The organism is Bacillus cereus group sp. BfR-BA-01347, assembly GCF_022663835.1.
Taxonomy (GTDB): domain Bacteria; phylum Bacillota; class Bacilli; order Bacillales; family Bacillaceae_G; genus Bacillus_A; species Bacillus_A thuringiensis_K.
The window spans coordinates 1-23,608 of record NZ_JAKUGG010000005.1 but is presented as its reverse complement, the minus strand read 5'-3'; the positions used below and the strand labels follow the sequence as shown (position 1 = coordinate 23,608).

Here is a 23,608-nt window from a genome sequence, read left to right as displayed (position 1 = left end):
TAAAGACGATTTAACTTGAATGATTTACTTAATTAAATGTCGATTTTCGAATACAGTCATTTTGCCGATAGCTTGAAATCCCGATTTTTTATAAATATTGATTCCATCGGGTGAAGCTTGTAATACACAATACGTATTTTTAAATTTTTGTGCTTCTTGCAGAAGGAAATTGAACATAATAGATCCGAATCCTCGTCCTCTCATTTCTTCTTTCGTTGCTATGTCATAAATACCAATACTATCTTTTGAACATATCAATGAACCAACAGTTACGACTTCGCCTTCATAAAATCCTAAAAATAGTTTCATATTCTCACTGTTCCATAAATCAAGAGTAGAAATTTGATTATAGAATGCTTGTACATGTATACCTTCCTCTGATGTGCCAAATAGATTAGCTAACGTTTTTCCAAATTTTTTTATTAGTCCAGGTGATGATGCTTGTTGAATTGTAAAACTTACTGGCATGTTTATTGTTGGAGAAATTGTTTTTAAATCTGCTACCATCGCGATATTTTGCTCCGCTTCTTTTAAACCGATTTTAATTAACTCGCTTTTTATATCCCGCTCTTGCTCCTCATCCCATAACCAAACACTCATTGGAAATTTCTTTTGATTATAGTAGTCTACCTCCTTATATAATTTCTCTATCCCTACCGTTAAATTATTGTTTAGTAGAGTGATGATATTAAATGTATCGGCAGGTAATCCGCAATCAACAGCAATATAATCTTTCGTTTCTTTTATACTCGTTCCGGTCACAAATTGCGCAACATATGAAGTTTTATATGCAAAGTTATCTATTAGTAGTTGTTTATAATTCATCAATAGTTCTCCTTTTCATAAAAAGTAATACTCGAATTCTTCTATATTAAATATAACATATTAGAAATTTACCTTTTTCTATAAAAAGTACCTCTTTAAATTGTGCTCTATAGTTTAAAATAATTAAAAATGATATAACGTTGTCGGAATGAAAAAAGTGGTATATAATAAATATTAACATTACTAGTAATTATTTTAGGTATTCCTAGAATAAAGGAGCGATACATATGAAAATTACTATTTATTTCGGAAGTCATGAAGATCAAGATGTTCGTACTATGGACTGTCATTTAGATGTAGAAGATACAGAAGAGATTGTTTCTGTATCATAATATAAATAGTTAGGGTAAATCCTATTCCCTACAGTGTTTAAGACACCTTTTATAAGGTGTCTTTTTTGTTATATTTTCATTAAAAACCCTTTACTTTATAGCGTTTTAATAGTAAAATATAAATATACGAACAAACGTTCTTTTTTATTTTAAACGTACATGAAGGGATGATTTTAACAATGGCTTCATTAAAGCGCAGAGGAAGAAAAAAGCAAGCACCTATTATTTCAAATACAGGCTTTATCGGCTCTGTCTTTATTGATACGTTGGAGTTACAAAAGAAATCCTATTATTTCGCTCGTAAAAAACTTCAAATTGTTCATCACGTATTAGATGGTCTCTCTGGAGCAACAAGCGCTTTGTTTAAAGAACATAACATTTCAGCATACATGTCATGTGTGTATTTACATAAACAAAAGAAAATTGGCTTTGTTCTTTCAACGAAACCATTTGAACAAAGTGATGGCGTTGCTTATTTTGTAAATTATTTGATCGAAAAGAATTTTTACGGCGGCCATGACAAAGATGTAGAATATCAAGAAGTATTTAATACAGGTTTTATCGGTGTAGTATTCGCTGATTTATCTAGTATAGATCGCTTTAATTTCGATTTTGAAATGGGTATGCTAACGAAATTAATGAAAGATATGATTATTCCGGTTAAAGAACTGTTTTTACGCCATAATGTACCGGCTTACATCTCCACTGCTCATTTAGAAGAACAAAACAAATTAGGTTTCGTTCTCTCTGTAAAGCCATATGACGAACGCGCTGAAGCAGATTTATATTTTGAGGCATATTTAAAAGAACGCGGGTTATTTATCGGTGATGAAGAAGATGAAATTGATAAAATTGTCATTAGAAAAACAGCTGAATTACGATAGATAAGCGCAGGATCATCATCCTGCGCTATTTCGATATTATTTAATTATGTTCAACACTATACCCTTTTGAATGAATTTCTAAATTTAACTTATTTGCTAAAATTTTATTCAAAATAAAAAATACAATCTGTTTTATGGGAAGCATTCTTGCTGTGGAATCGGGATTATAAATATAGATGAACGTGATTCAAATCAAAAAAAGGTACTCCTAGAAGTACCTTTTTCACTATTCTATATGTGCGAACGCTTTCAAAATTATTGGATATAAATTGACGTACGCATTGTATTAAATGGTGCATTTATAGATGTCTTTTGGTACTCAAAGGTTCCTTGTTGGTGTCCAGAAGCATCCCATTTATAATACCAGCCAACGATTGGTCTTCCCCCAATTATAGTGGAATCAATGCTTTTTACATTAGAACCATTCATTTTAGCAAATGGGTTTTGGCCATAGCCCATTTCTTTCGTTGTAATATATAAATATTTTCCCCCGTGGTTACGCGATGTGCTGAAGCTGTTCTGATTAATTGTTTCTACCCCGCCTAGCTCAGACTCTACTTGTACGACGTTTAGTGAAGTAAGTGGTGCTGCTGGTCCAGCTGAAGCTTCTGTTGCCATTCCTAATCCGACGAACGCTGTGATTGCTAACGATGAAATCCCTAGTGCTGCTTTTTTAAACATAAAAAACATCCCCTTCCATCTATTGTTTTCTCTTTCAGTGTCAATATAATCCTAATAATCTTATATGTAAATAGATTGTAACTGTAGAAATAAAAGAAAGAAGATTCTGATTTATTGACATTAAAAAATATGACTTCAACTTTTTTCGTTAAAGATAGTCATCAATCTCTAACTACCTAATGATCTCAAATAAATGCTATTCAAGCCATTTTAAGAGGTACAAAAGACCTTATAGTATAATAAGGTCTTTCCCGATACTATGAAAAAACCCGTGAATTATTCACGGGTTTTACTTTAATAACTAATTGCAATTGTACCTTCACCTGCATGAACCGCAAATGAAATTGGTAATGGATATAATTTGAAATCCATTTCAGGGAATGCTTGTCTAATATCTGCAATCCATTCTTCAGCTCCAGCTTTATCGTTAGCATGGAACATGTGAAGTACTTTTGGTAATTCTTTTTCAAGTTCATTTTTAATATATTCTCGACATTTTTGGATTTTACGAACTTTTTTTTCAAGTAAAAGCTCTCCACCTTTTACTTCTAATATTAAGTTGACACTTAATAAACTTCCAAGTAAAAATTGAATACCCTTTACACGGCCACTTGCATATAGACCTTTTAAACTCTTTGGAAATACATGAAAAGGTCTTCTTTTTTCATCTACTAATGTTTTGTGTATATCTTGTAAAGTCATACCATCATTGTATAACGATTTCGCTTTTCTAATTAGTTCATCCATTGGATAACTTGTTGTTTCACTGTCTAATACCGTCAACGGAAAACCTGCCATTTCTGCAGCTAACTTCATATTTTGATAGGTTCCACTTACTTTTCCGCTAATAGCAACTGCAAATCCCTCTTCATATTCTTCTTTGCATTTCGAAAATAACTCTACCATTTCCCCTATGTTAGGCTGTGATGTAGTGACAGTTTTACCTTCGTTCAAAGCGTTATAAACGCGCTCACGCACACCTTCTTCACAATCTTTGTACGACACACCATCAATAATAACTTCAATTGGGATAACAAAGTTATCTCCTTCTGTTTTAAAACTCGCAGTTGTACTATCAGTAATCCAAGCAACACGCTTCATGTTGTTCCTCCCTTAATTCAATTCCTCTTTTCTGACTTTTCTATATATTTATGTTACGAAAAGAGAATATCCCTGTAATAGTAACAGGACTTTATTGTTTTGGCTATAGTAGATGCATATTAATTGTGACTATTTCTTGTCTATTTCACAAATAAAAAAGAAAATCAAGGAATTTGCTCGATTTTCTTCTTATCATATACTATTTAAAGGTTTCATTATCTAAAATTACAACATAATCATTCGTTAATCGGCCAGCTTCTTTAGTATAACTAACAAGCCTTTGTATATTATCACAGCAAATTTTTGCTCCCCATACGAGTAACGGTACACCAATAAAGTCGATATGGAACCTTCTAGAAAACAGACCACCGAAAGTCATTGGTAAAGGTACGGTTGGTGATGTATTAGAAAAAATAATTTTTTCATGACTTTGATAATGTTTTTGCAAGATTTCTCCTAAATGCTTCATCGCAGGTACAACAACTTTTGATGCGCCGCATCCAATCGTATATACAGGATGACCATGTTCATCGATCCCATGAAAAATAATTTTTCCCATATCTTCTGTTTTCAATTTATTAAAGTAATCTACATTCAAAATTTCTTCTTTCGTTAATTTGCGATCCGTTGGTAGTTTATTTAAATGATACGCTGCAGCTAGTGAGGTAGTATGTGTTCCACCAAAATCTGTGTAAATGTATATCATATTATCATCCCTTGTTGTAAAAGTTCAATGTTAATTAGTATTACCGTTCACAGTGTCGTTAAACACAGGATGAATTTATTTTCAATGTCATTTATTAATAAATTCCAGATTACTACCATCATTTTTTTCTGACTTTCGAATATTGAATTTAGTAGATAGTTTTAAAAAAGTATTTTATAAATACAATATCCAACAATAGAACCTAGAACATTACAGATCACATCATCAATATCAGTAATACGTCCCACTCCACTAAATAAAGACTGAATTAATTGTAACAATTCAATACTAGCTGATATAGAAAATCCTAATAAAATTGTATTTTTGAATTTCTTATATTTATCCCATAGGATTGGTGCTAAAAATCCTAAAGGCATTAATAATAAAATATTTCCGCCTACATTTCTTACAATTAGACCAATCATAAATAGGGCATCTCCATCATAAGCACTACCAATTTGATTGATGTCTTTAATAATTGATGCAAATGGTATTATATTGACCGAGCGATTCAAATTTTCAAGATTAGAAGGAAAACCGATTGGTAAAGGGAATAAAGTTACTGCAACAACCATGCAAATGTAGACCACGAATAAAAAACTTATTATTTCTTTCCACCAAATCACATGTTTTTTATTTTTGGTAACAATTAATATTCCACGTACAATTAAATAGCAAATAACCCCTAAAATAATAAACAAACTACCGTTGATCATATACAAATTACTAACACATCCTTTCATATAAATTAATAGTTATAATTTACAACTATATAGTAATGTTTTTTAATTTAAAAATCCATATAATCATATGTAATTGTGCAGAATTACAAAAACCCTTTATTTACTAAATAAAGGGTTACTCATTAACTAAAATACTTTTCAAAACAGAAACAGTCATAAACCCGTTTAAATTGTTTTCGTATCTCTTCTTTTATATCCATATAATTAAAAAGCTCTTTCGATTTCTGTCAATAATTTTTCAGGCCCTGAACATTTATTTGAAACAATAACCAATGTAATGCCTAAGTCTGGATATACAGCCGAGCGAAAACTCACGCCTGGGTCATAACCCATAACATGGTATTTAAAAATGTTGTTTTCTTGTGTTTCAATCCATATTCCATATCCGTACGACTGTTTATCATTTACTTGAATGTGGGGAGTTAAAAGTAATTTTGTATATTCCTTTCCTAAAATTTCATTATTAAATAGGGCCGCCCAAAATTTCAGCATTTCTGGTGCAGTAACATATGCACCTCCATCAGCTCCTCCTTTTATCGGTATAGAGTAGGCGTTTGTTCTCCAATTTTGGTTGGTTTCGTCCTTTATATATCCTAGAGCTGTATGTCTTGGTAATCTATCTAACGAAAAATAGCCAGAATCATTCATGCCAATCGAATTAAAAATGTTCTTTTCTATATACTCCGTAAATTTAAGTCCCGTCTGTTCTTCTATTATTAATCCAAGTATGATAAAACCTGCATTGTTGTAGTGAAACTTAGTTCCAGGTGCAAACATCATATTACTTTTTTGGAATAATGGTAAAAAGTCTTTTAAGCTCTTTAATAGATACATAGGTGTTTGTTTCCAAAGATCTTCGAAGTTATCCATAATACTTTCATCAAAATAATCTGGTATACCAGCGCTATGCGTTAGTAGTTGATGTATTGTAATATCTTCATCGAAGTTTGAAAATTTTATCTCTAGACAATCTTTTAATTTTGTATGAAAAGAAATAAAACCTTTTTCAACAAGTTGACAGATGCCAATTGCAGTGAAAATTTTACATCCTGAGGCAATGCCAAATCTTGTTTGTATCGTATTGTTTATACATTCACTTTGGTTTGCGTAACCCAAAGCTTTTTCATAGACTAAGTCTTTTTCTTTTTGTACTAAAACTACCCCTGAGAAATTTATTTTCTTTTGTATTTCTTTTACAATTTTATCAATTTCATCTTTTGTTTTTATCACGACAACCACCCTTATCTTTCGGTATTGTTCTTTCCCCTTATTGATTTTTCCATATAAAGGGGAAAGAACCCTTTTATTAAATACGATAAATTGTTAATGAGAACACAAAGTTCATTTCGAATTTATCCCGCTATTTGTGGGCAGTAAGACCCCCATCTCAAAATTCAGCGAAAGCAAAGAAGTTAAGTGGGGACCCTGCTGCCCGTAAAAGCCCGATTGGTGAGGGCTGATAATCAGTGGGGGATGCCCGCCTGATTAAAGTTTCACTTTATTGATTCAGTAGAATACAACTTAGATTGTGATGGGAATAAAGTAAACACACACAAGACGACAGTAATAAATAACATAATCAATGAACCTACAATAATTACAAGTTGTATAGAAATGAACTGAGTCGCAACACCAGATAATATTGTAATAAAGATTGTTACTATCGCAATAACAAGTCCATATATACTCCCAATCCGTCCCATCATATGAACAGGGATATTATTTTGGTAAAATGTATAAAATCCTGTATTTGCATATGCCATTGAAAAAGATAAAATAAAGAATCCAATAGCAGCTATTAAAAATACATTTGAAAAAGCATAAATTAAATAACCAATTGCAATAAATAATGATCCTATTCCAATTAGAAATGAAGGTGCTAATTTCTTTGATAAAATTGTATTTGTTATGGCACCTAAAATAAATCCTGCACCAGCTATACTAACTAGAAAACCGTATTCACTATCTGTTAGTAGTAATACCTCTTTCGCAAACGATAGTTCAAGTGAATCAGTAGCAGTCGCTAATACGAACATACTTTGAAATAAGAAATACACACATACGACATACACATGTTTTCTACTAAAATTTATAACAGTGTTCCAATCTTTTATTAATACTGTAAGGGATAATGTATTACTAGTTGTATCCGAATCTTTTTTCTTATCAAGATTAGGTAAAAGTAATGTAATGAATCCTGATAAGAGAAATGCTATAGCATTTATATATATAGCAAACTCTGGTGTACTCGCAATTAATAAAACCCCTGCTATCGCCGGACCAATTAAAAATGCACCAGATCCTATTAAACTACGTAATGAGTTGAAACGTTGTCTTTGTTCTACCGGAATTAATTTCGTCATATACGTCATAGCAGTTGGCTCATAAATTGCACTGGCCATACTTATAAAGAATACAAATACATAAACAATCCAAAGTGACGGAAGTAAAGGTAAAATAGCGATAAATAACGCACGATATATATCGAGGTGAATCATTAATTTCCGTTTATTTAAACGATCAATCATACTCCCAGACCAAGCGTTTGTAAATAAAGTGGCTAATGGTTTTATTACATATAAAGTAGCAACAGCTAAGGCTGAGCCGCCCATATGATAGACAAGTACATTCAATGCTATTAAGTAAATCCATGCCCCTAAATTCGCAATACCAACACCGGACAGTAGTAATAAAGGATATTTCCAATCTTTAAGAAAGTTTTTCATTTTTGGCCCCCGCTTTCCAAATTGTTTTAAAACAATAAAAAAATCCCACCCCCAAGACTTTTAATCTTAGGGACGAGATTTATCATCGCGGTGCCACCCTAGTTTGTTAATATGTCACCATATTAACCTTATCAGGTACTGCATTCTAACTCATGCTTATACCATAGCTCTATAACGGGAGCTCCCGTCACACCATCCCCTAATAATAGGTTCCGATGCGCTGCTCAGAGGCTTGGTTCAATAAAGAATTTTTACTCCTTTTCAGCTAAATGGAGCTCTCTGTGAAAAAATCATTTTATTTACTCTTCTCTTCACTGCATTTAATTTTTTCCATATTATCACAAATATTTTTAACTGTAAATAAAAAATAATCAGATATTTATATTTTCGTCATTTTTGCTTTACGACCAATTCGACATACGAAACGCATTAGCTTTTTATGAAGATAAGGAAATAAAGTAAAGAATACGTCCATCGTTTTTTTTAATGGCATTGGACAAATTACTAATTTATTTTTATGAATAGCTTTCAGTGCAATTTCAGCAAACTTGTCAGCTGAAATTGGCTTATTTGTTTTTAGTTGTTTTATAATTTGATTCTTATTCATATTAATTGCAATTGATTTTTCAAATATGGGTGTATCTACAAAAGTTGGACAAAGCACACTTACATTTACACCGTATTCTTCCGCCTCATAATGTAATGAAGTTGTTAAACCTACGATAGCATGTTTGGTTGTTGCATACGCGGTACAAAGGGGGGCTGGTCCTAAACCAGTTGCAGAAGCAGTATTAATGATATGACCAAATCCTTGTTTTTTCATGAATTGGTAAGCCAATTGTGTTCCGTAAATTACTCCTAATAAATTTATTTCAATAATATGTTTCCAATCACCCAAAGACATATCGTATACTTCTCCATACATAGCAATTCCTGCATTATTAAACATATAATCAATTCTACCAAACTCATTAACTATTTTTATAATAAGTTTTTCTACGGATTCAGCGTTAGTAACATCTAAATATTCGAACCTAGCTAGTTGATTATTATTTTTTATATTATTCACAAGGTTCTGGCCACAGACTTCATTAATATCAGCGATAATTACGAATATATCTTTATTTGCTAATTGAATGGCTAAAGCTTTACCAATACCAGAAGCGCCGCCAGTTATAATTGCGACTCTTTGCTCATCCATATAAATAACCTCCTGTTGTTTATACATATAATGAAAACGGACGAGTGTAAGAATTTGAACAATCGTTCTAATTCGCTTGTAACGCTACACATGTTTGTTTGTAATAGAGAGTAAAAAAATTGTAATGGTTTTATCAAATAAAGCTTCTAATTTCTCTGTTTCAATTGAATGAATGAATTGACATAAACCACCAAGCCATGAAGCTAATAAAAGACTGGAGTCCTCAACATTTTCTATATAAAATTCGCCACTTTGTATACCTTCATCCAAAATTTTATGATATGCCTTTAAAGGGATAGCAGCTAAACCATAAAGCTGTCTTACTGTAGAAGGATTCGTGCTCGGATCAGAGGCAAGCTCTTGCCCTGCCCTTAATAACGGCGTTTTGTAATTATAAAGTACAAATTTAGCCATTCCATATAATTTCCCAGTAGCATTTGCATACTTTTTTTCTACTATTTTCCATTTATCGTGCCAGTTTCTCATACTGTCTTTAGCTAAATAAACAAATAATTCTTCTTTATTTTTATAATGATAATATATATGTCCTTTACTATAACCAGAGGATTTCGCAATGTTATCAATTGAGGTCCTTGTATACCCTTTTAAGGAAAATAACTCTATCGCTTTCTCTGCTATTATTTCTTTGGCTAAATCGCTATCGTATCGTCTTTTATTCAATGTAGACTCCTTCTGTCGTTTAATATAAAAAAATTGAACAATCGTTCTAATTTCAATATATGTAAGTTTTTTTGTTTTAGTAACTGTTAAAAATCTTATTTATTATTTTCTTAAAAAATACGGTGCGTGAAATTACTCATAAATTTTTAAAAAAGAACCTATTGGATATAGGTTCTTCAACAAGTTTGAATTAATTCGTATTCGCCTCTGTTAACGGTTGTAACGGCGGTTCTAATTCTAGTTCTAGTGTATCTCCTTCTTGTAAATCTTGTCCTTTTTCAATACTTTGGCTCGTTACATAACCTGTACCAGAAGTTTTCAAATCTAATTTCAAAAGCTTAGAGAAATACATAACATCACGCATGGACCAACCTTTTACATTTGGCATTTGTGCGTTATTCCCTAATAAAAATATACGATCACCTTCACTCATTACCTCGCCAGACTGTGGATATTGTTTTATTATTTTTCCTTCTCCTAAAATTACCGGCTGTAGCTTCTCTTTTTCTACACTTTTCTCTGCTGTACCCATCGATTGATTTACATAATTTTGTACTTTTAATTGAGATTGTTTCGCTGCATCAGCTATTTGTTTTTCGGTATACGGTTTCACCTTTAAATATTCAAGGCTGTTTTTTATAACAGGTTTAAATATTTCAGCAAGAGGCTGAGCTCCATACTCATCTCCTTTTAACTTTGGCTGCTTAATAGCTAAGTATACGATTAACTCCGGATCATCAATTGGAGCCATTCCTAAAAAGGAGAAAATGTAATTCTCTTTCCCTTCCATATATCGGCCGTTTTCAGGATTCGGGATTTGTGCTGTTCCTGTCTTACCTCCAATTGGATAACCATCCACTTTATACATTGTACCAGTTCCTTTTGAAGATGTTATAACACGCTCCATTAAGCTTCTAACCTTGTCCGCTGTTTCTTTTTTTATCGGATTCCCAATTTCTTTCGGTTGATTTTCCATAATAACTTCTTTGTTTGTTGGATTTACAACTTTATCAACGATATATGGTTGCATTATTTTCCCGTCATTTGCTATAGCAGTAGCCGCTTGGATTAATTGAATCGGAGTTACTGTAGAACCTTGACCGAAAGAAGTTGTAACCTGTTGAATTTGTGTATTTAATAATAAAGTATTTTTACTTTCTCCAGGTAAATCTATACCTGTTTTTTGATTGAAACCAAATTTATTCATATATTGCTTAAATTTATTTGGTTTCAGTAACTGATCTTCTAAAATAGAAAAAGCTACGTTTGATGACCTTTCAAAACCTTCATCAAATGTAATTGATCCCCATCCAAATCCACCATTATGGTCTTTTATATCAGAGGAACCAACGGAATATTTTCCAGATTGAAAATATTCTTTTCCGTTATATACACCTTCATTAATGGCAGCTGCTAACGTAAAAACTTTCATTGTTGAACCTGGTTCATATGCATTTGCAATCGGGTCATTTAAAAAGTATTCGATATCACCTACATTAGGATTGTAACTAGGTTTACTAGACATCGCTAAAACCTTTCCTGTTTTTGGATCAGCAATAATGCCAATTAACATAGAAGGATCATAATGTTCTTGCGCTTTGTTCATCGCTTCTTCTAAAAAACTATTAATTTGTTTATCAAGCGTTAAATATACGTTATTCCCATTTTTAGCTGGTTCTACTTTACCTATATCATTTGTAAGCGGAATTCCCCTTCGTGTACCCACATATTCTATATTCCCGTTTGTAGAGCGCAAATATTTATCCAAACTCTTTTCAAGCCCAAACTTCCCTTCCGTATTCCCTTTATCATCTGGTCTAGCAAAACCAAGTATATAGGATGCAAAGTCTTCATTCGGATACACTCTTGCTTTTTCCGACATAAAAGATACACCTGGTATTTTTAAATCATTAATTTTTTCCTTCTTTTCCCTAGATAAGTTCCGACCAATTTTCCCAATTTCAACTTGCGTACGCCCTTCATGAAAGTTTTTTAATACTTCTTCTTTATCAATTTCAAGCGCATTGGCTAATTGTTGTGCGGTTTCATCTTTATTTTTCACTTTATCTTTTCCTTTTAAATTCACAACAACTCGATACGTTGTAGAATCTTGTACTAACACCTTTCCGGTTTGATCATAGATAGTGCCACGATTCGCTTCTAAAACACCTTTTTTATTATGTTGTTCATTCGCGAGATCCTTTACATTCACATTATGCACGACTCCTACTGCCTGAATATAGAATATACGCAAAATCATAATAAGAAACAAAACAATAAAAGCAATCATCATATATCGAGCGCCTTTATTCGTTTGGAGTTTTTGCATACTTATCTCCTCTCTTTTGGAATGGATTCGTACGAAGATCCGTTTTAAAATTTGTAGTTTTTGTTTGCGATACTATATGTTTCGAAGTTTTCTTTTTAATTCCTTTAAAACAATGCAAAACTAACTGTTGTTATTTTGCGTCATTATTTTATATATTGTAAATATGGTGCGTGAAATTTCAGAATATTAATTAGTACAACTTGATTACAGAGCACTCTAAACTCTTTTCGTATTTCCTATAAAAAATTCCCCTCTGGATGTCCAAAGGGGAACTTTTTATAGGAAAATTATGCGATATGGTTATATTTCGCTAAGAAAGGAATTCGTCTCGCTACTAATGCATACATTTTGAATACAAGTTTCGCTATTGGTTCAAACATACGTGTACTTTGCATTACTAAAGCGCTCGTAATAAGTGTTAAGAATGCTGCACCAAGTATATCTAAAGGATAATGAACACCTACGTACATACGTGATATACCGACTAGTACTGCCCATAATAGCGCGATATATTTCAGTTTTTCTCCTCTAAGAATAAATACGAAGGCGATTGAAAATACAAGTACAGAATGATCACTAACGAATGATGAATCTGCTGCGTGTGGTACTAATTGGTGTACATCATGTGATACGAACGGGCGCGGATGGTAATATACCGCGTGTATAAGAACATTTACTACTAATGCAATAATAACCGAAAGCGTCGTATATAAAACTGTATATTGTTTTCTAATTGCCTTCTCTTTCTTTCCATTATTAAACCATAAGATAAACATAAATAGAACGGCTACGTATGCAGCGCTATTTGTAATAGCAATCATTAACGTATCTAATAGTTTGGATGAATCAGCAAAATTATTAAACCACTGAAATACTGTGTAATTCATTAAACTCTCTCCTTACATACAAGTGTTCTTGATTTACACAGTATACAATACCATTATGAAAATAGGCTTAAACTTTTTTCATCTAATTCTCATTTTACTATTACTCATGCGACAATTATAAAACAAATTTTATACGCTATTTATGTATAAAACCGGTAAGCCTTTATAATAAGGCGGTTCGTATTTTTTTCATGTTTGAAATACATAACATATTCATTTAAATATACTAATTGTAAAATCATATTTTTTAATTCATTTGAAGTACAATATTTCCGAATTGTTCCCCATGTTCCATACGGCTTAGTGCTCGAATTGCTTCTTCTAACGAGTAAACCTTATCAATAATTGGTTTAATTTGATATTTTTCAATAAACTTTATCATCTCATTAAATTCCTCACGGCTACCCATGGATGTTCCCATAATATCAATTTGATTATAAAATAATGCGCGTAATGGTAATTCAATTGTATCTCCTGAGCTTGCACCAAAATTCACGATTCTTCCATTTGGTTTTAATACATCAAAATATTTCAAGAAAGTTGCCGGGCCTATACTATCTATTATTAAATCTACTTTTTCACCTTGTAAGCTCTCTTCCCAATTTCCGGTACTATTAAAAGAAATATCTGCACCATATTTTTCAGCATGTTCCCTTTTATTCTCTACCCTTGAGGTAACACTCACTTTAGCACCAATTGCTTTCGCGAATAACATGGCAAATGTAGCAACACCACCGCCTATTCCCGGAATTAAAACATGTTCACCGCACTTCAATCTACCCTTTGTAAAAAGTGCTCTATATGCAGTTAGTGCGGATAAAGATAAAACACCTGATTCTTCCCAAGTAAGATATGCCAGCTTTTCTACTACATTTTCAGCCGGTACAATTACATATTCAGCAAACGTTCCACCTTTCGGTCCACCTAGCACTTCCGGTAACTCTGGTACTTCAGTAGCATGTTCCCATCCAATACTAGGATTAATAATAACTTCTGTATGTAGTGTAATATTTGAAACTCCTTCTCCTATTTCTGTAACAATTCCTGATCCATCTGACCCTATTACTAATGGTAGATCCATTTCTTTTCTATTATTTATAATAAATAAATCCCTATGATTTAATCCTGCAGCTTTTAACTTGACTTTTACTTCACCTGCATTAGGACTTATCTCAGGTAGAAATTTACATTCTAATCCCTCTAATCCTTTTTCATATTGATGTACAATAGCTTTCATTGCTTAATTCCCCCTTAATATTTCCAATGTACTAGAAATATCAAAATAAATAAAATAGTTTGCCTCCAATAATTAGAAATTATATATTTTGACATAAAAAAATCCCCCTCCCTATAAAAAGTATAGGAAGGGGTTTCAAAACTAGTTAGATAGGAATCTATAAATTCATTGAGTTCTAGCCAATTCTAATATTTTTCGAATAAACGGCGCTTTTGCCTTTGTATATGAAACACGATCAAAAGCATATGTAATAGCAAGCCTCTCTTTTAATTCTCTATATTCTTTACGTGCCCATTCATGGCTTATTAGAAAGTCACGAAATAAAATATTGTTTCTCCACTCATCACTATTATAAATATAAATATGCAAATGATGAGTACCCGCTCTCCATTTTCCCTTTCTAAAAAAACGCCAATTCGTTGCATCTTTTGGAACATACTCATATCCAATTTCCGATAGAACTTCAATCCAGTTTTCAGTAATTTGTAAGTCTGTTACGCCAATCATCATATCAATAAGAGGTTTAGCTCCTAATCCTTCTACTGCTGAGCTTCCTATATGTTCAACGGCAATTATTTCTTGTCCTAACAAGGAACAGAATTTCTCTTTTTCTTTTATATACTCTTCAACCCAGTCTTTTTGATATGCTTTAATAACAATTTGTTGATCCATTGTATTCACCTCTTTATAAGTGTTTATCATTATATTTATAAAATTTTATATTATTAGCATAGGATTTCCATAAAATATGTCGAATAGTGGAATGTACAACTTAATTATATTAAATGTGAGGTAATATATGAAAGAAAATTCCGTGGAAATTCAGTTAAATAACGTAACATTCCAATTAAAAGAATATCATAATTTTGATTGGCTTATTAAATTAGGGACCGTATTTGCAGTTTTTGACCAGCAAGACTCAGGTAATATAAGTTTTGGTGTAGAAAAAGATGGGCATAAGAAATTTATTAAATACGCAGGAGCACAAACAATTGCATTTGAAGGAACAACGGGTCACGCTATTAAAAGGCTAAAAAATTCAGTTACTATCTATGAAGATTTAAAGCATGAATCGCTCATAAGACTAATTGATCATTTTCCAGTTCAATCTGGATATGTATTAATTTTCGATTGGTTTGATGGTGAATGTCTTCATTCGCATTGGAGTTTCCCACCTCCTGAGAAATATAAAAATCCAAACTCTCCATTTTATAAATTTAGACATTTATCTGCTATAGAACGAATTCATTCCTTACATTCCATTTTTTCTTTCCATACTTATGTAGAAAAGAAAAACTATGTAGCAATAGATTTTTATGACGGTAGTATTCTATATAATTTTAATACAAACGAGACAAAAATTTGTGATATAGATTTATACAGTAAGAAACCTTACATAAATAAAATGGGCCGGCTATGGGGTTCCTCCCGTTTTATGTCACCAGAGGAATTTGAACTAAACGCTATAATTGATGAAAGAACAAATGTATTTAATATGGGAGCAATGGCTTTCTCACTTTTAGGCGGTGAAAAAGATCGTTCCTTTATAAAATGGGAAGCAAGTAAGGAATTATATGAGGTAGCGTATCGTGCTGTAAGTGACAATCGGGCAGAACGGTATGCATCAGTTATAGAATTCTACGAAGCGTGGTTAAAAGCGGCTAATACAGAAAATATATAACCTTAAATTATTAAAAGAAATATAGAGTTTATACTATACTTGTTTTGTTTTCTTTGCTATTGCAAACTTCAAAAAAGCTGCAAGTAGGAGGAGGAGCGGTATTCCCTGAATAAAGAGACATCCTCCAAAAAAATCAAGCGTAGTGCTATATGGAGAGTCTGTTGCCATCACACCTATAAATAAAGCCATTGGACTTGTGAGTAGATTTATCCTTAAACAGATCATTATCAATGATAGATTTTTAGCCTTAATTTTTGATGAACCAGACAAGAAAAATAAAAATATCGCAGTACCAAATATAAGAAACAGTGTTACATAAAAACTTACCATAATATCCCTCCATGAATATAATTGTACCATTAGCAAGTACAAATTTGAACAAATAGGATATTTATATAAGTCAGATATAGTGTCTCTTTATCAGTTGCAAGAAAAAAGTGGATCCTTACTCTCTCACAAGGAATCCACTCTTTCTATTTCTACAACTCTATTTTTACACGGTCCTCTTCTTGCCCTTACCAGAACCGCAATCACTAGATCATTAACATAATTATCTTTAGCGGAAGTTAAAGGTTTTTATTTGTGTCCTCTAGTTTCCTAGCCGGACTATATTCTATTTTCAAGCCAATTTCTATCTCCCCATGAATAAAACTCAACGTTCTGTTTATACTACAACTACATCTAGAGACACATCACTGTTTAGAGCGGCTAGGTTTTGCTAGCTGCTCTTTTTTGTGTTTTACACAAATAAAATCAATAACTCAGCATATAATATCTATGTAGCTAGACTATTACCTCTGTATCGAGCAGTTAGGCTGGGCTAACTGCTCTTTTATTTATGACAAAATAAAACTTTTAAACAGAATTACTTTCGTATAACATTTTCAATCTCGCTTACACTATAACTGTAACTTTAAGTTACACATCTATTACTTATAGGGCCTAATTTTCTTTTGTGTAACAATTGGTTAGCTCATAAAGTTAACCAATTTGTTGCGTTCAATTTTATTTCTCAATACTTAATACCTGGAATTAATTCTAATTTATTGGTGTTAAACTATTGACATTGATTTTCCTCATATACAATTTTTGAAAAGGCCTTTTCTCTCACATCAGGCTCTTTTATTTATTAAAAAAAGATTATTTTATATAGATTACTATAAGCATCCATAAAGCCAAAGCACCAATGATAGCGAGTACTATACGTGTTGAAAGTATCCTTACTTCAAAGTCTGTTTTCTTGGAAGGTTCAGGATATGCAATTATATAAATTCCCTTTAATAATGCAAGCCATGCAATAACCGTTAGGAATCCCTTCCAGTTGAATACCCATACATTATGTAGAATTACAGTACCTAATCCTAGGAAAATTGATAGAAAACCATACATAATACCAAACCCTCTGTCTTCAACCACTAATTTTTTCAAATCACGTAGCACCGATGGACGGACGAAAAGTATTCCTAATACGATAACCGTCATCCATCCCCAGAACAGCCCTAAAAAAGTACTAGTTTCCATTATTATTTCACTCCCCTCAATTATATTTATATTTCAGATATTCCTTCCTTTAGAAAAATTCCAGTACTTTTATATGTAGGTTAAAGTCTACTCTTTTTTAATACAAACATTCCGTATTCAATGCCCATCCTTAATCACCCCATTTCTCTACAAAATGAAATTTTTATTAATTTTTCATGTTTAAATAAATTTCTTTTACATTGTGATACAAAGATTATCAACTTATAGAATTCCTCTTAAACGCTTCACTTATATAGATGTATTTTTAAAAGAAATAAGTTTCATTACTTACCCTTGCATTAACACAACAATTCATTTGTTAACTTTCAGAAAATATCAACTTGTATTACTGTATCTGCTATCGCGCTTAGCGTAGAAACTGTTACTTTTAACGAGATACTATCCCCCGCTTGGAATGTTGTTGAAATATTATTAGTTATATTAGAAGTCTGGGCACCAGTTAATGAAACTACAAGAGGTGTATCCACACCATTTTTTCGAATAGTCCAAGTATCAATATTTGTCCCTCCAGGGCCAACTCGAGCACGTACCGATAGTGATTTTATAACAGATTTTTGACTTAATCGGATAAATACTTCTGTATTTGAAACAGCCGCTGTTCCTGGTCTATAAAAACGAGTCCCTCCAGTTGGTAGACCCGACGGATCTGCCCAAATAATTGTAGTAGGCTGTAAAACTGTAGAAAAGCCCAAATTATTAGCGTTAGAATTTATAAGATTCGCTGAACTTAAAATCAATGTTCCAGCTGATTGTGATATATCCGCTGTAGTGCCTTGAATCGACGCTAAACGCAAACTTAATTGTGCTCCTATTCGATTTACTTCTGCCCCAATATAAGATCCTGCTCCAACTGAACTAGTAGTGGTTAAATTAACATCACGGCAATGAAAATTATGTGAATTTGTATTAACCAATATGGCTCTTTTATTCCCTAAACCGGCTGATTTTACTGTTATCGTTGTTGCTCTTACAGTACTTATACTTTCATCTGGAATTCCTGTTCCAAAAGAATGAATTCCATAAACATTTGAAGTCCCACTTGTTGATGCTGTAGAATTATCCACAGTTATAACTGCTGTTCTTAATCTAGAAGTTTGTGATGTTGTTCCAGGAAAAGCAATCCCTGTTAAATCCACATGGATAGAAGAGGTTCCTAATACCGTAATATCTTCTACTCTTGTATTTTCTCCCATTGTGAGTACAGTAGTATTTGATGTTGCATTCTGTTGACGAATTATTACTGTCCATAGACTAATTCCTCGTAATGAATTTCCATTAGGGATAACTACCTTTTCGTCATAAATTCCAGGAAACACAAAAATTGTAATCCCTGTAGCTCCTGTAGTATTAATCGCTGTAATCGCACCATTAATTGTTTTAAAAGGGTTCCCTCCAATAAATGCTGTTGAATCATTTCCTGATTTCATGACCACCGCTGTATTTGTTCTTGATATTAGCAGCTCTTGTAAACTCATTTACTGTTATTTCCCCTTTCATCCTTTATTTCGTTTTTTGCCTATTAATATCTTATGAGCCGGGAAACAAATTAGATGCAAATAAAATTTTCATATTAGACCTCGCCTAACAGCATAACAGTTAAATAATTATGAGCTTGCTTTCTACTAGTCACTTTCTTTCTATTATCCGTTATTTTATAAAAGAGGATTTTCTTAGGAAGTACGCTCAAATGTTGAGCGCACTCCTGTATTGTTTTAGTACATATTAGCCATTTAGATTTCCCTTATAAATGGCATACTCCTTTAACTCCATTGCTCAACTTCCCCAAAATAACGTTTTCATTTAAATCCATCTTTTTTGACCGTAGCTTTACTAATATTGTTGCGCTAATGAAACACTTGTACAGATATTAAAAAGAATATCTTAGAGCACATATAAACATGTACTCTTTTTTCTTGTTATAAAATAAAGATTTTTGTATAAAACTACACCTATCTAAGAAACATACATACAATATGATGTGAACCTTTTTTCAAAAAAAAGACTTGGTTATAAAGCACCTTCCTCCCAAAGCGCTCTTTTTATTTGTAAATAAACATTTTGCTCAAATATACTCAAGACATATGTATTTACTAGGATAAGCATTATACTAGAGCAAGAATTATTTTATCCATGTTTATAAGGAGGGGTTTTTATTAAGACAACTTTAATTTCCCATTTTTACAATGAAGAGTATCTACTCCCATGGTGGCTAATGCACCACACAAAACTATTTGATCACGGTATTCTTATTAATCGAGGCTCTACTGATCGTTCAGTAGAAATATGTAAATTATTTGCGCCTCATTGGGAAATCCGAGATTCAAAAGTATTAGAGTTTGATGCTATATTAGTTGATAAAGAGATAATGGAAATAGAAAAAGAAATTAAGGGGTGGAAAATGGTTTTAAATACTACTGAATTTCTTTGCTGTTTTGATAAGGAAGCCTTTTTCTCATCTCTCGTCACTTTAAGGAAAAACATGTATGCTATTAGGACTATTCTGATGGTAGATGACCCTACTCATGGTTATTCCAATCCGAGATACGGAATTCCCCTTGTCAAACAGCGTTATCATGGGAGAATACTCGATCCTACTCCACCTGCCCCTTACTACGGAGGTAGACTAATCCACAATTATTCGCATGGTAACTATATAGCCGGAAGGCATTGGTCAAATCATTCATTTATCGTTTACATGTACCCTGCTTTCGTTTTAAAATTCTTTTACAGTCCATGGAACACAGCTATGAAAAATCGAAAATTACAAATTGGCCCAACCCTTTCTAAACATAGCATACAGAAGGGCTTAGGTACGCATCACCTAGTTACACTAGCTGAATTAGAAACAAAATATAAATTCTTTGCAAGTACAACTGTTGACCTTCGATTAATCCCAGAATATCAAGTTTTATTCCCAGATTTATGTTTCCCTAACCATTAATACATCTAAAAAGAACATTTTGGAACTCCCTATGCAACCCTTGCTTTTGAGTGAGAACCAACTCTTATTAAAATAGCGTTTTTGTTAAAATTTCACTTCAATCTTATTCATTTATGGTATAATCTGTATTATTTATTTTTTCCAAGAAAGGCTAAAGTAATGAGGAAATACTTTGGAATCACTTCATTTTTATTAACTTTAATCGTATTTTTTGGTTTATTATCAATGCTTTCAAACATTTATATACTCTTTTTAATACCTGTCTCAATTGTTTTAGCTGTTTTTGCTCCAAAAGGCTCATCACAAAAAAGTCGCTATAGCTAGTTTAATAATTTCCTGTATTATTTACGCTCTCATATTCGGCTTACTTTTTATAATTAGTTGGGGATTAGCAGAATCAAAACTAAACTAATCCCTTTCTACCAATTAAAGATTTCATTAAACCCTTTCATCTTTTAACTGGACAAGCATATGTTATTGGATGGGGGAATCCACTCATAAAAAATCTACCTTTCTTGTCAAAGAGCATGTATATACGTGCTCTTTTTGAATGCATTTAAAGACTTCACATTCATTAGAAATGTACATACAATAATCATGATCATCTTATTATTAATCATTTAAACATCTTGGTCATGGAGCGCCTTTCTCCCAAGGCGCTCTTTAATTTTTAAATAAGGATTTTGTTAACGAACTAAATAAAATTTAATACTTTCCCTAATACTAATCAAAATACAATCTGCTTCTTACCCAGGTTGTATCAAATCAAACAGTTATTTGCAATAACTGTTCGATTTTAATTTTTGTTACATAAACTTGATGTTTTTGTCCACACTATATGTACTCCTTAAATTAATGGTTATAATGTTCTCAATGCAGTTAGCCTTTGCTAGCTGCTCTTTTCTATTGAGTTGAAAATAAATTTTAGGTCTTATTTCTACGACATATAATTTTAACCTAAACATCCAGCTCAAAGTGTTACCGCCTATCTTATAGAGCACTTCAATGCATGGTGCTCTTTTTTATTTTTTTCTTTCACTTCTGAATAACATTTTTAACTCTGTTCATACTATTTTTGTAACTTAATGTTACAAACTATTTCTGTAAGCGCAACGTTTCTTTTGTACAACAAGCAGTTAGTTTTATTAACTGGCTGCTTCGTTGCACAAAAGAAAAATCTGCACATGTATTAAGAACATACATAAAATATCATGTGAGATTCTTTTTCAATATTAGGCTTGTTCATGGAGCACCTTAAAAAGCGCTCTTTATATTTGTTAATAAATAACCATTTTGCTCAAACATACATACGGTATATATTAGTTAAGCATATATTTACATAGACAAGACATAACTTTTTTTAAACATGCACAATTTTTGTGCATGTTTTTTTATTTAACAAAATAACTATTTTATTATGTTTCCGAACTTAAGGTAATGTCCTTAAAAAAATTTCATATATATTTATCAGATACACTTTGAAATCCCAGAATATCAAATACTTTTAAGAGTTGACTGACCACCAATATTTGACTTATCTTTAAAGACTTATTAAAAATAACTTAGATACAAAAAAGCTACGTTTTATATAGGATAAAAAATTATCTTACGCAAAGGAGCTTGATTATTTGTGAATTACCAAAATGATAATAACTCAAACATTCACAAATCTTGCACTTGTCCATCCCCCACGGCTAACAGTTTAAATGTTGTTCAGACTACCCCATCAATAGTCTCTGTAAATTCTGCGATTCCATTAGATACCGTGGTAAATTCTAATGGTACGGCAATCTCATTCACACCACCAACAACTGTTTTACTTGAAGGTGGAAGAACCTATTTGGCAATCTATGAAGTGCAAGTTATCATTCAACCAGGAGGTAATTCGGCAGGTATCACTATGTATCTTAATAATAACCCAATTATTGGCTCTGGTACTTCTCTGGGATATACTGCAGGATTCACTTCTGTATCAGCACCCGCTATTTTCACTACACCTTTAGGTATAACAAGTACTCTTACTGTTAATGTAGGACCATATTCTAATACATTAAATACGTTGGGCTTAACTCTTGCTGTTGTAGCATTAACATAACAAATTCTAAAACTCTCTAAAATAAATTTCTTTGTTCTTTAACTGCGGTTTTGAGTTAGCCTCTAAGAACTCGCTATAACTACATATAAAAAAGAATATTATCTGGATCGATAGTACTGGGTGACTCGGCTGACACAATTACTGAGTCACTTATTTTTCTATAGTAAAATAACTATATCATTTGAAATTTGCGCATATCCTAGAAACATATATAAAATAAATTACTGCTACATTTTCACTTGATCTGAGTCTTAGTCAAAGAGCGCTTTCCCGGACGCTTTTTTTCTGTTCAAATAAGAATTTTATTTAAATTTTATAAAACCTCTCTTTATCCAGATAGGTTTAAAATTATCTATTTAGCATATATAATACTTTTAAACAATTTAAATTCTATACATAAGTAATGGAGGTTTTAAAATGGGGAGTGTCCCAAATTTAACACCACAACAATCAATCTCAAAAAAACAAATTAATCCTAATAAGAATCAACAAACCTCCGCTTGGTTACTTTTGGATTAGTTTATATCTTACTGTTAAAAACTCATGCTTCAAGATGGTTAGCTAGTGTTTTAGCAACCACATGTTGTACTTTTGCAGCTATTTATCAAACGTTTTCAATTTTTTCCATGAACACAGCAAAAAAGAGGCCTTATGGCTCTTTTTTTATTCCTTAATAACAATCTAAATATGGTAAAATATATCCATCTCTCATATGTCCAACTATGTAATTTTCATAGCAGTAAAATTAAAACAAGACTTATACACCATGGCTCAAAATAAAATGAAGGAGTGTTTTAAGCGGAAGGACATATTCGAAAAAGAGGAAATAAGTACCGTATCTTTATTAATATTGGTCGTGATCCAGAGATAGGAAAAAGAAGCCGAAAAAGATTAAGGAGTTAAATTGAAGTGACCCCCGAAAGTTAGACAGGTCGTTTCATTAGGCAGCCTCTAGGGTATGAGCCCGGTATTGTACTGGGCTCATACCCTTTAATTTTGCCTTAATTCTTTTATGA

Annotated in this window: 19 protein-coding genes, 5 pseudogenes and 1 other annotated feature; of the genes and pseudogenes, 6 read left to right on the top strand and 18 right to left on the bottom strand. The window is 32.2% G+C overall.

The window, feature by feature from the left end; genetic code table 11:
* Positions 1 to 24 precede the first annotated feature (24 nt).
* On the bottom strand, positions 25 to 825 hold the full coding sequence (locus MR143_RS10170; protein ID WP_001107070.1) for a GNAT family N-acetyltransferase: 801 nt from the start codon (positions 823 to 825) through the stop codon (positions 25 to 27).
* Between the two features lie 511 nt (positions 826 to 1,336).
* Here MR143_RS10170 and MR143_RS10165 point away from each other — a divergent pair.
* Positions 1,337 to 2,041, top strand: coding sequence for a hypothetical protein (locus MR143_RS10165; RefSeq protein WP_199717747.1), 705 nt, complete (start codon positions 1,337 to 1,339; stop codon positions 2,039 to 2,041).
* 40 nt (positions 2,042 to 2,081) lie between these two features.
* Here MR143_RS10165 and MR143_RS33425 read toward each other — a convergent pair.
* The 14 genes and pseudogenes from MR143_RS33425 to MR143_RS10105 all read right to left on the bottom strand — a co-directional run.
* Positions 2,082 to 2,192 (bottom strand): annotated as a pseudogene (locus tag MR143_RS33425) (MFS transporter); the annotation flags it as partial.
* Positions 2,193 to 2,296: 104 nt separating this feature from the next.
* On the bottom strand, positions 2,297 to 2,722 hold the full coding sequence (locus MR143_RS10160) for a DUF4879 domain-containing protein (RefSeq protein ID WP_000472916.1): 426 nt from the start codon (positions 2,720 to 2,722) through the stop codon (positions 2,297 to 2,299).
* Positions 2,723 to 3,016: 294 nt separating this feature from the next.
* Positions 3,017 to 3,823, bottom strand: a complete 807-nt coding sequence (locus tag MR143_RS10155; protein ID WP_000831930.1) for a DegV family protein — start codon at positions 3,821 to 3,823, stop codon at positions 3,017 to 3,019.
* 199 nt (positions 3,824 to 4,022) lie between these two features.
* Complete coding sequence (locus MR143_RS10150; RefSeq protein WP_000639421.1) at positions 4,023 to 4,529, bottom strand: DUF3189 family protein; 507 nt, start codon at positions 4,527 to 4,529, stop codon at positions 4,023 to 4,025.
* 87 nt (positions 4,530 to 4,616) lie between these two features.
* Positions 4,617 to 5,251, bottom strand: a pseudogene (locus MR143_RS10145) (VanZ family protein).
* A 143-nt stretch (positions 5,252 to 5,394) separates the two neighbouring features.
* Positions 5,395 to 5,463: pseudogene (locus MR143_RS33420) on the bottom strand (GNAT family N-acetyltransferase); the annotation flags it as partial.
* Between the two features lie 13 nt (positions 5,464 to 5,476).
* Positions 5,477 to 6,502, bottom strand: a complete 1,026-nt coding sequence (locus MR143_RS10140; protein ID WP_131250863.1) for a serine hydrolase domain-containing protein — start codon at positions 6,500 to 6,502, stop codon at positions 5,477 to 5,479.
* 263 nt (positions 6,503 to 6,765) lie between these two features.
* Complete coding sequence (locus tag MR143_RS10135; protein WP_199717745.1) at positions 6,766 to 7,998, bottom strand: MFS transporter; 1,233 nt, start codon at positions 7,996 to 7,998, stop codon at positions 6,766 to 6,768.
* A gap of 65 nt (positions 7,999 to 8,063) precedes the next feature.
* Positions 8,064 to 8,322: a binding site (T-box leader), on the bottom strand.
* A 55-nt stretch (positions 8,323 to 8,377) separates the two neighbouring features.
* A complete protein-coding gene (locus MR143_RS10130) occupies positions 8,378 to 9,199 on the bottom strand; it encodes an SDR family NAD(P)-dependent oxidoreductase (protein ID WP_046945053.1) in 822 nt (273 codons plus the stop codon).
* A gap of 84 nt (positions 9,200 to 9,283) precedes the next feature.
* The gene (locus MR143_RS10125) at positions 9,284 to 9,880 is read right to left on the bottom strand and encodes a TetR/AcrR family transcriptional regulator (RefSeq protein ID WP_199717744.1); all 597 of its coding nucleotides are present in this window, start codon (positions 9,878 to 9,880) and stop codon (positions 9,284 to 9,286) included.
* A gap of 190 nt (positions 9,881 to 10,070) precedes the next feature.
* Positions 10,071 to 12,209 (bottom strand): penicillin-binding protein, encoded by a 2,139-nt coding sequence (locus MR143_RS10120; RefSeq protein ID WP_001170954.1) that lies wholly within the window; start codon positions 12,207 to 12,209, stop codon positions 10,071 to 10,073.
* Positions 12,210 to 12,496: 287 nt separating this feature from the next.
* Positions 12,497 to 13,096 carry an undecaprenyl-diphosphatase gene (locus tag MR143_RS10115; protein WP_001110128.1) on the bottom strand — a complete coding sequence of 200 codons (600 nt, stop codon included), beginning with the start codon at positions 13,094 to 13,096 and terminating at the stop codon, positions 12,497 to 12,499.
* 247 nt (positions 13,097 to 13,343) lie between these two features.
* Entirely contained in the window at positions 13,344 to 14,333 is a 990-nt protein-coding gene (locus tag MR143_RS10110; protein WP_242280729.1) for a zinc-binding dehydrogenase, read from the bottom strand.
* A 165-nt stretch (positions 14,334 to 14,498) separates the two neighbouring features.
* Positions 14,499 to 15,005 (bottom strand): GrpB family protein, encoded by a 507-nt coding sequence (locus MR143_RS10105; RefSeq protein WP_000372676.1) that lies wholly within the window; start codon positions 15,003 to 15,005, stop codon positions 14,499 to 14,501.
* A gap of 127 nt (positions 15,006 to 15,132) precedes the next feature.
* Here MR143_RS10105 and MR143_RS10100 point away from each other — a divergent pair, with 127 nt between their 5' ends.
* A complete protein-coding gene (locus MR143_RS10100) occupies positions 15,133 to 16,014 on the top strand; it encodes a protein kinase domain-containing protein (RefSeq protein ID WP_000662484.1) in 882 nt (293 codons plus the stop codon).
* A 33-nt stretch (positions 16,015 to 16,047) separates the two neighbouring features.
* Here MR143_RS10100 and MR143_RS10095 read toward each other — a convergent pair whose 3' ends face one another.
* The 3 genes from MR143_RS10095 to MR143_RS10085 form a co-directional block, all read right to left on the bottom strand.
* The gene (locus MR143_RS10095) at positions 16,048 to 16,344 is read right to left on the bottom strand and encodes a hypothetical protein (protein WP_000253419.1); all 297 of its coding nucleotides are present in this window, start codon (positions 16,342 to 16,344) and stop codon (positions 16,048 to 16,050) included.
* An 810-nt stretch (positions 16,345 to 17,154) separates the two neighbouring features.
* Positions 17,155 to 17,535: a hypothetical protein gene (locus MR143_RS10090; RefSeq protein ID WP_202822758.1), complete on the bottom strand. Its 381-nt coding sequence runs from the start codon at positions 17,533 to 17,535 to the stop codon at positions 17,155 to 17,157.
* Positions 17,536 to 17,861: 326 nt separating this feature from the next.
* Positions 17,862 to 19,031 carry a pectinesterase gene (locus tag MR143_RS10085; RefSeq protein ID WP_000058013.1) on the bottom strand — a complete coding sequence of 390 codons (1,170 nt, stop codon included), beginning with the start codon at positions 19,029 to 19,031 and terminating at the stop codon, positions 17,862 to 17,864.
* Positions 19,032 to 19,768: 737 nt separating this feature from the next.
* Between MR143_RS10085 and MR143_RS10075 the strand changes: the two genes are divergently transcribed.
* The 4 genes and pseudogenes from MR143_RS10075 to MR143_RS33690 form a co-directional block, all read left to right on the top strand.
* Complete coding sequence (locus tag MR143_RS10075; RefSeq protein ID WP_000546535.1) at positions 19,769 to 20,497, top strand: hypothetical protein; 729 nt, start codon at positions 19,769 to 19,771, stop codon at positions 20,495 to 20,497.
* Positions 20,498 to 22,127: 1,630 nt separating this feature from the next.
* Positions 22,128 to 22,592, top strand: a complete 465-nt coding sequence (locus MR143_RS10070) for a hypothetical protein (protein ID WP_001109250.1) — start codon at positions 22,128 to 22,130, stop codon at positions 22,590 to 22,592.
* A gap of 417 nt (positions 22,593 to 23,009) precedes the next feature.
* Positions 23,010 to 23,090 (top strand): annotated as a pseudogene (locus tag MR143_RS33150) (septum formation initiator family protein); the annotation flags it as partial.
* Positions 23,091 to 23,402: 312 nt separating this feature from the next.
* Positions 23,403 to 23,480: pseudogene (locus MR143_RS33690) on the top strand (Arm DNA-binding domain-containing protein); the annotation flags it as partial.
* Between the last annotated feature and the right edge of the window lie 128 nt (positions 23,481 to 23,608).

What these genes read in the sequence shown, in the direction of transcription:
- MR143_RS10170 (WP_001107070.1), bottom strand. Translation starts at nt 825, where the DNA reads ATGAATTATAAACAACTACTAATAGATAACTTTGCATATAAAACTTCA.
- MR143_RS10165 (WP_199717747.1), top strand. Translation starts at nt 1,337, where the DNA reads ATGGCTTCATTAAAGCGCAGAGGAAGAAAAAAGCAAGCACCTATTATT.
- MR143_RS10160 (WP_000472916.1), bottom strand. Translation starts at nt 2,722, where the DNA reads ATGTTTAAAAAAGCAGCACTAGGGATTTCATCGTTAGCAATCACAGCG.
- MR143_RS10155 (WP_000831930.1), bottom strand. Translation starts at nt 3,823, where the DNA reads ATGAAGCGTGTTGCTTGGATTACTGATAGTACAACTGCGAGTTTTAAA.
- MR143_RS10150 (WP_000639421.1), bottom strand. Translation starts at nt 4,529, where the DNA reads ATGATATACATTTACACAGATTTTGGTGGAACACATACTACCTCACTA.
- MR143_RS10135 (WP_199717745.1), bottom strand. Translation starts at nt 7,998, where the DNA reads ATGAAAAACTTTCTTAAAGATTGGAAATATCCTTTATTACTACTGTCC.
- MR143_RS10130 (WP_046945053.1), bottom strand. Translation starts at nt 9,199, where the DNA reads ATGGATGAGCAAAGAGTCGCAATTATAACTGGCGGCGCTTCTGGTATT.
- MR143_RS10120 (WP_001170954.1), bottom strand. Translation starts at nt 12,209, where the DNA reads ATGCAAAAACTCCAAACGAATAAAGGCGCTCGATATATGATGATTGCT.
- MR143_RS10115 (WP_001110128.1), bottom strand. Translation starts at nt 13,096, where the DNA reads ATGAATTACACAGTATTTCAGTGGTTTAATAATTTTGCTGATTCATCC.
- MR143_RS10110 (WP_242280729.1), bottom strand. Translation starts at nt 14,333, where the DNA reads ATGAAAGCTATTGTACATCAATATGAAAAAGGATTAGAGGGATTAGAA.
- MR143_RS10105 (WP_000372676.1), bottom strand. Translation starts at nt 15,005, where the DNA reads ATGGATCAACAAATTGTTATTAAAGCATATCAAAAAGACTGGGTTGAA.
- MR143_RS10100 (WP_000662484.1), top strand. Translation starts at nt 15,133, where the DNA reads ATGAAAGAAAATTCCGTGGAAATTCAGTTAAATAACGTAACATTCCAA.
- MR143_RS10095 (WP_000253419.1), bottom strand. Translation starts at nt 16,344, where the DNA reads ATGGTAAGTTTTTATGTAACACTGTTTCTTATATTTGGTACTGCGATA.
- MR143_RS10090 (WP_202822758.1), bottom strand. Translation starts at nt 17,535, where the DNA reads ATGGAAACTAGTACTTTTTTAGGGCTGTTCTGGGGATGGATGACGGTT.
- MR143_RS10085 (WP_000058013.1), bottom strand. Translation starts at nt 19,031, where the DNA reads ATGAGTTTACAAGAGCTGCTAATATCAAGAACAAATACAGCGGTGGTC.
- MR143_RS10075 (WP_000546535.1), top strand. Translation starts at nt 19,769, where the DNA reads ATGCACCACACAAAACTATTTGATCACGGTATTCTTATTAATCGAGGC.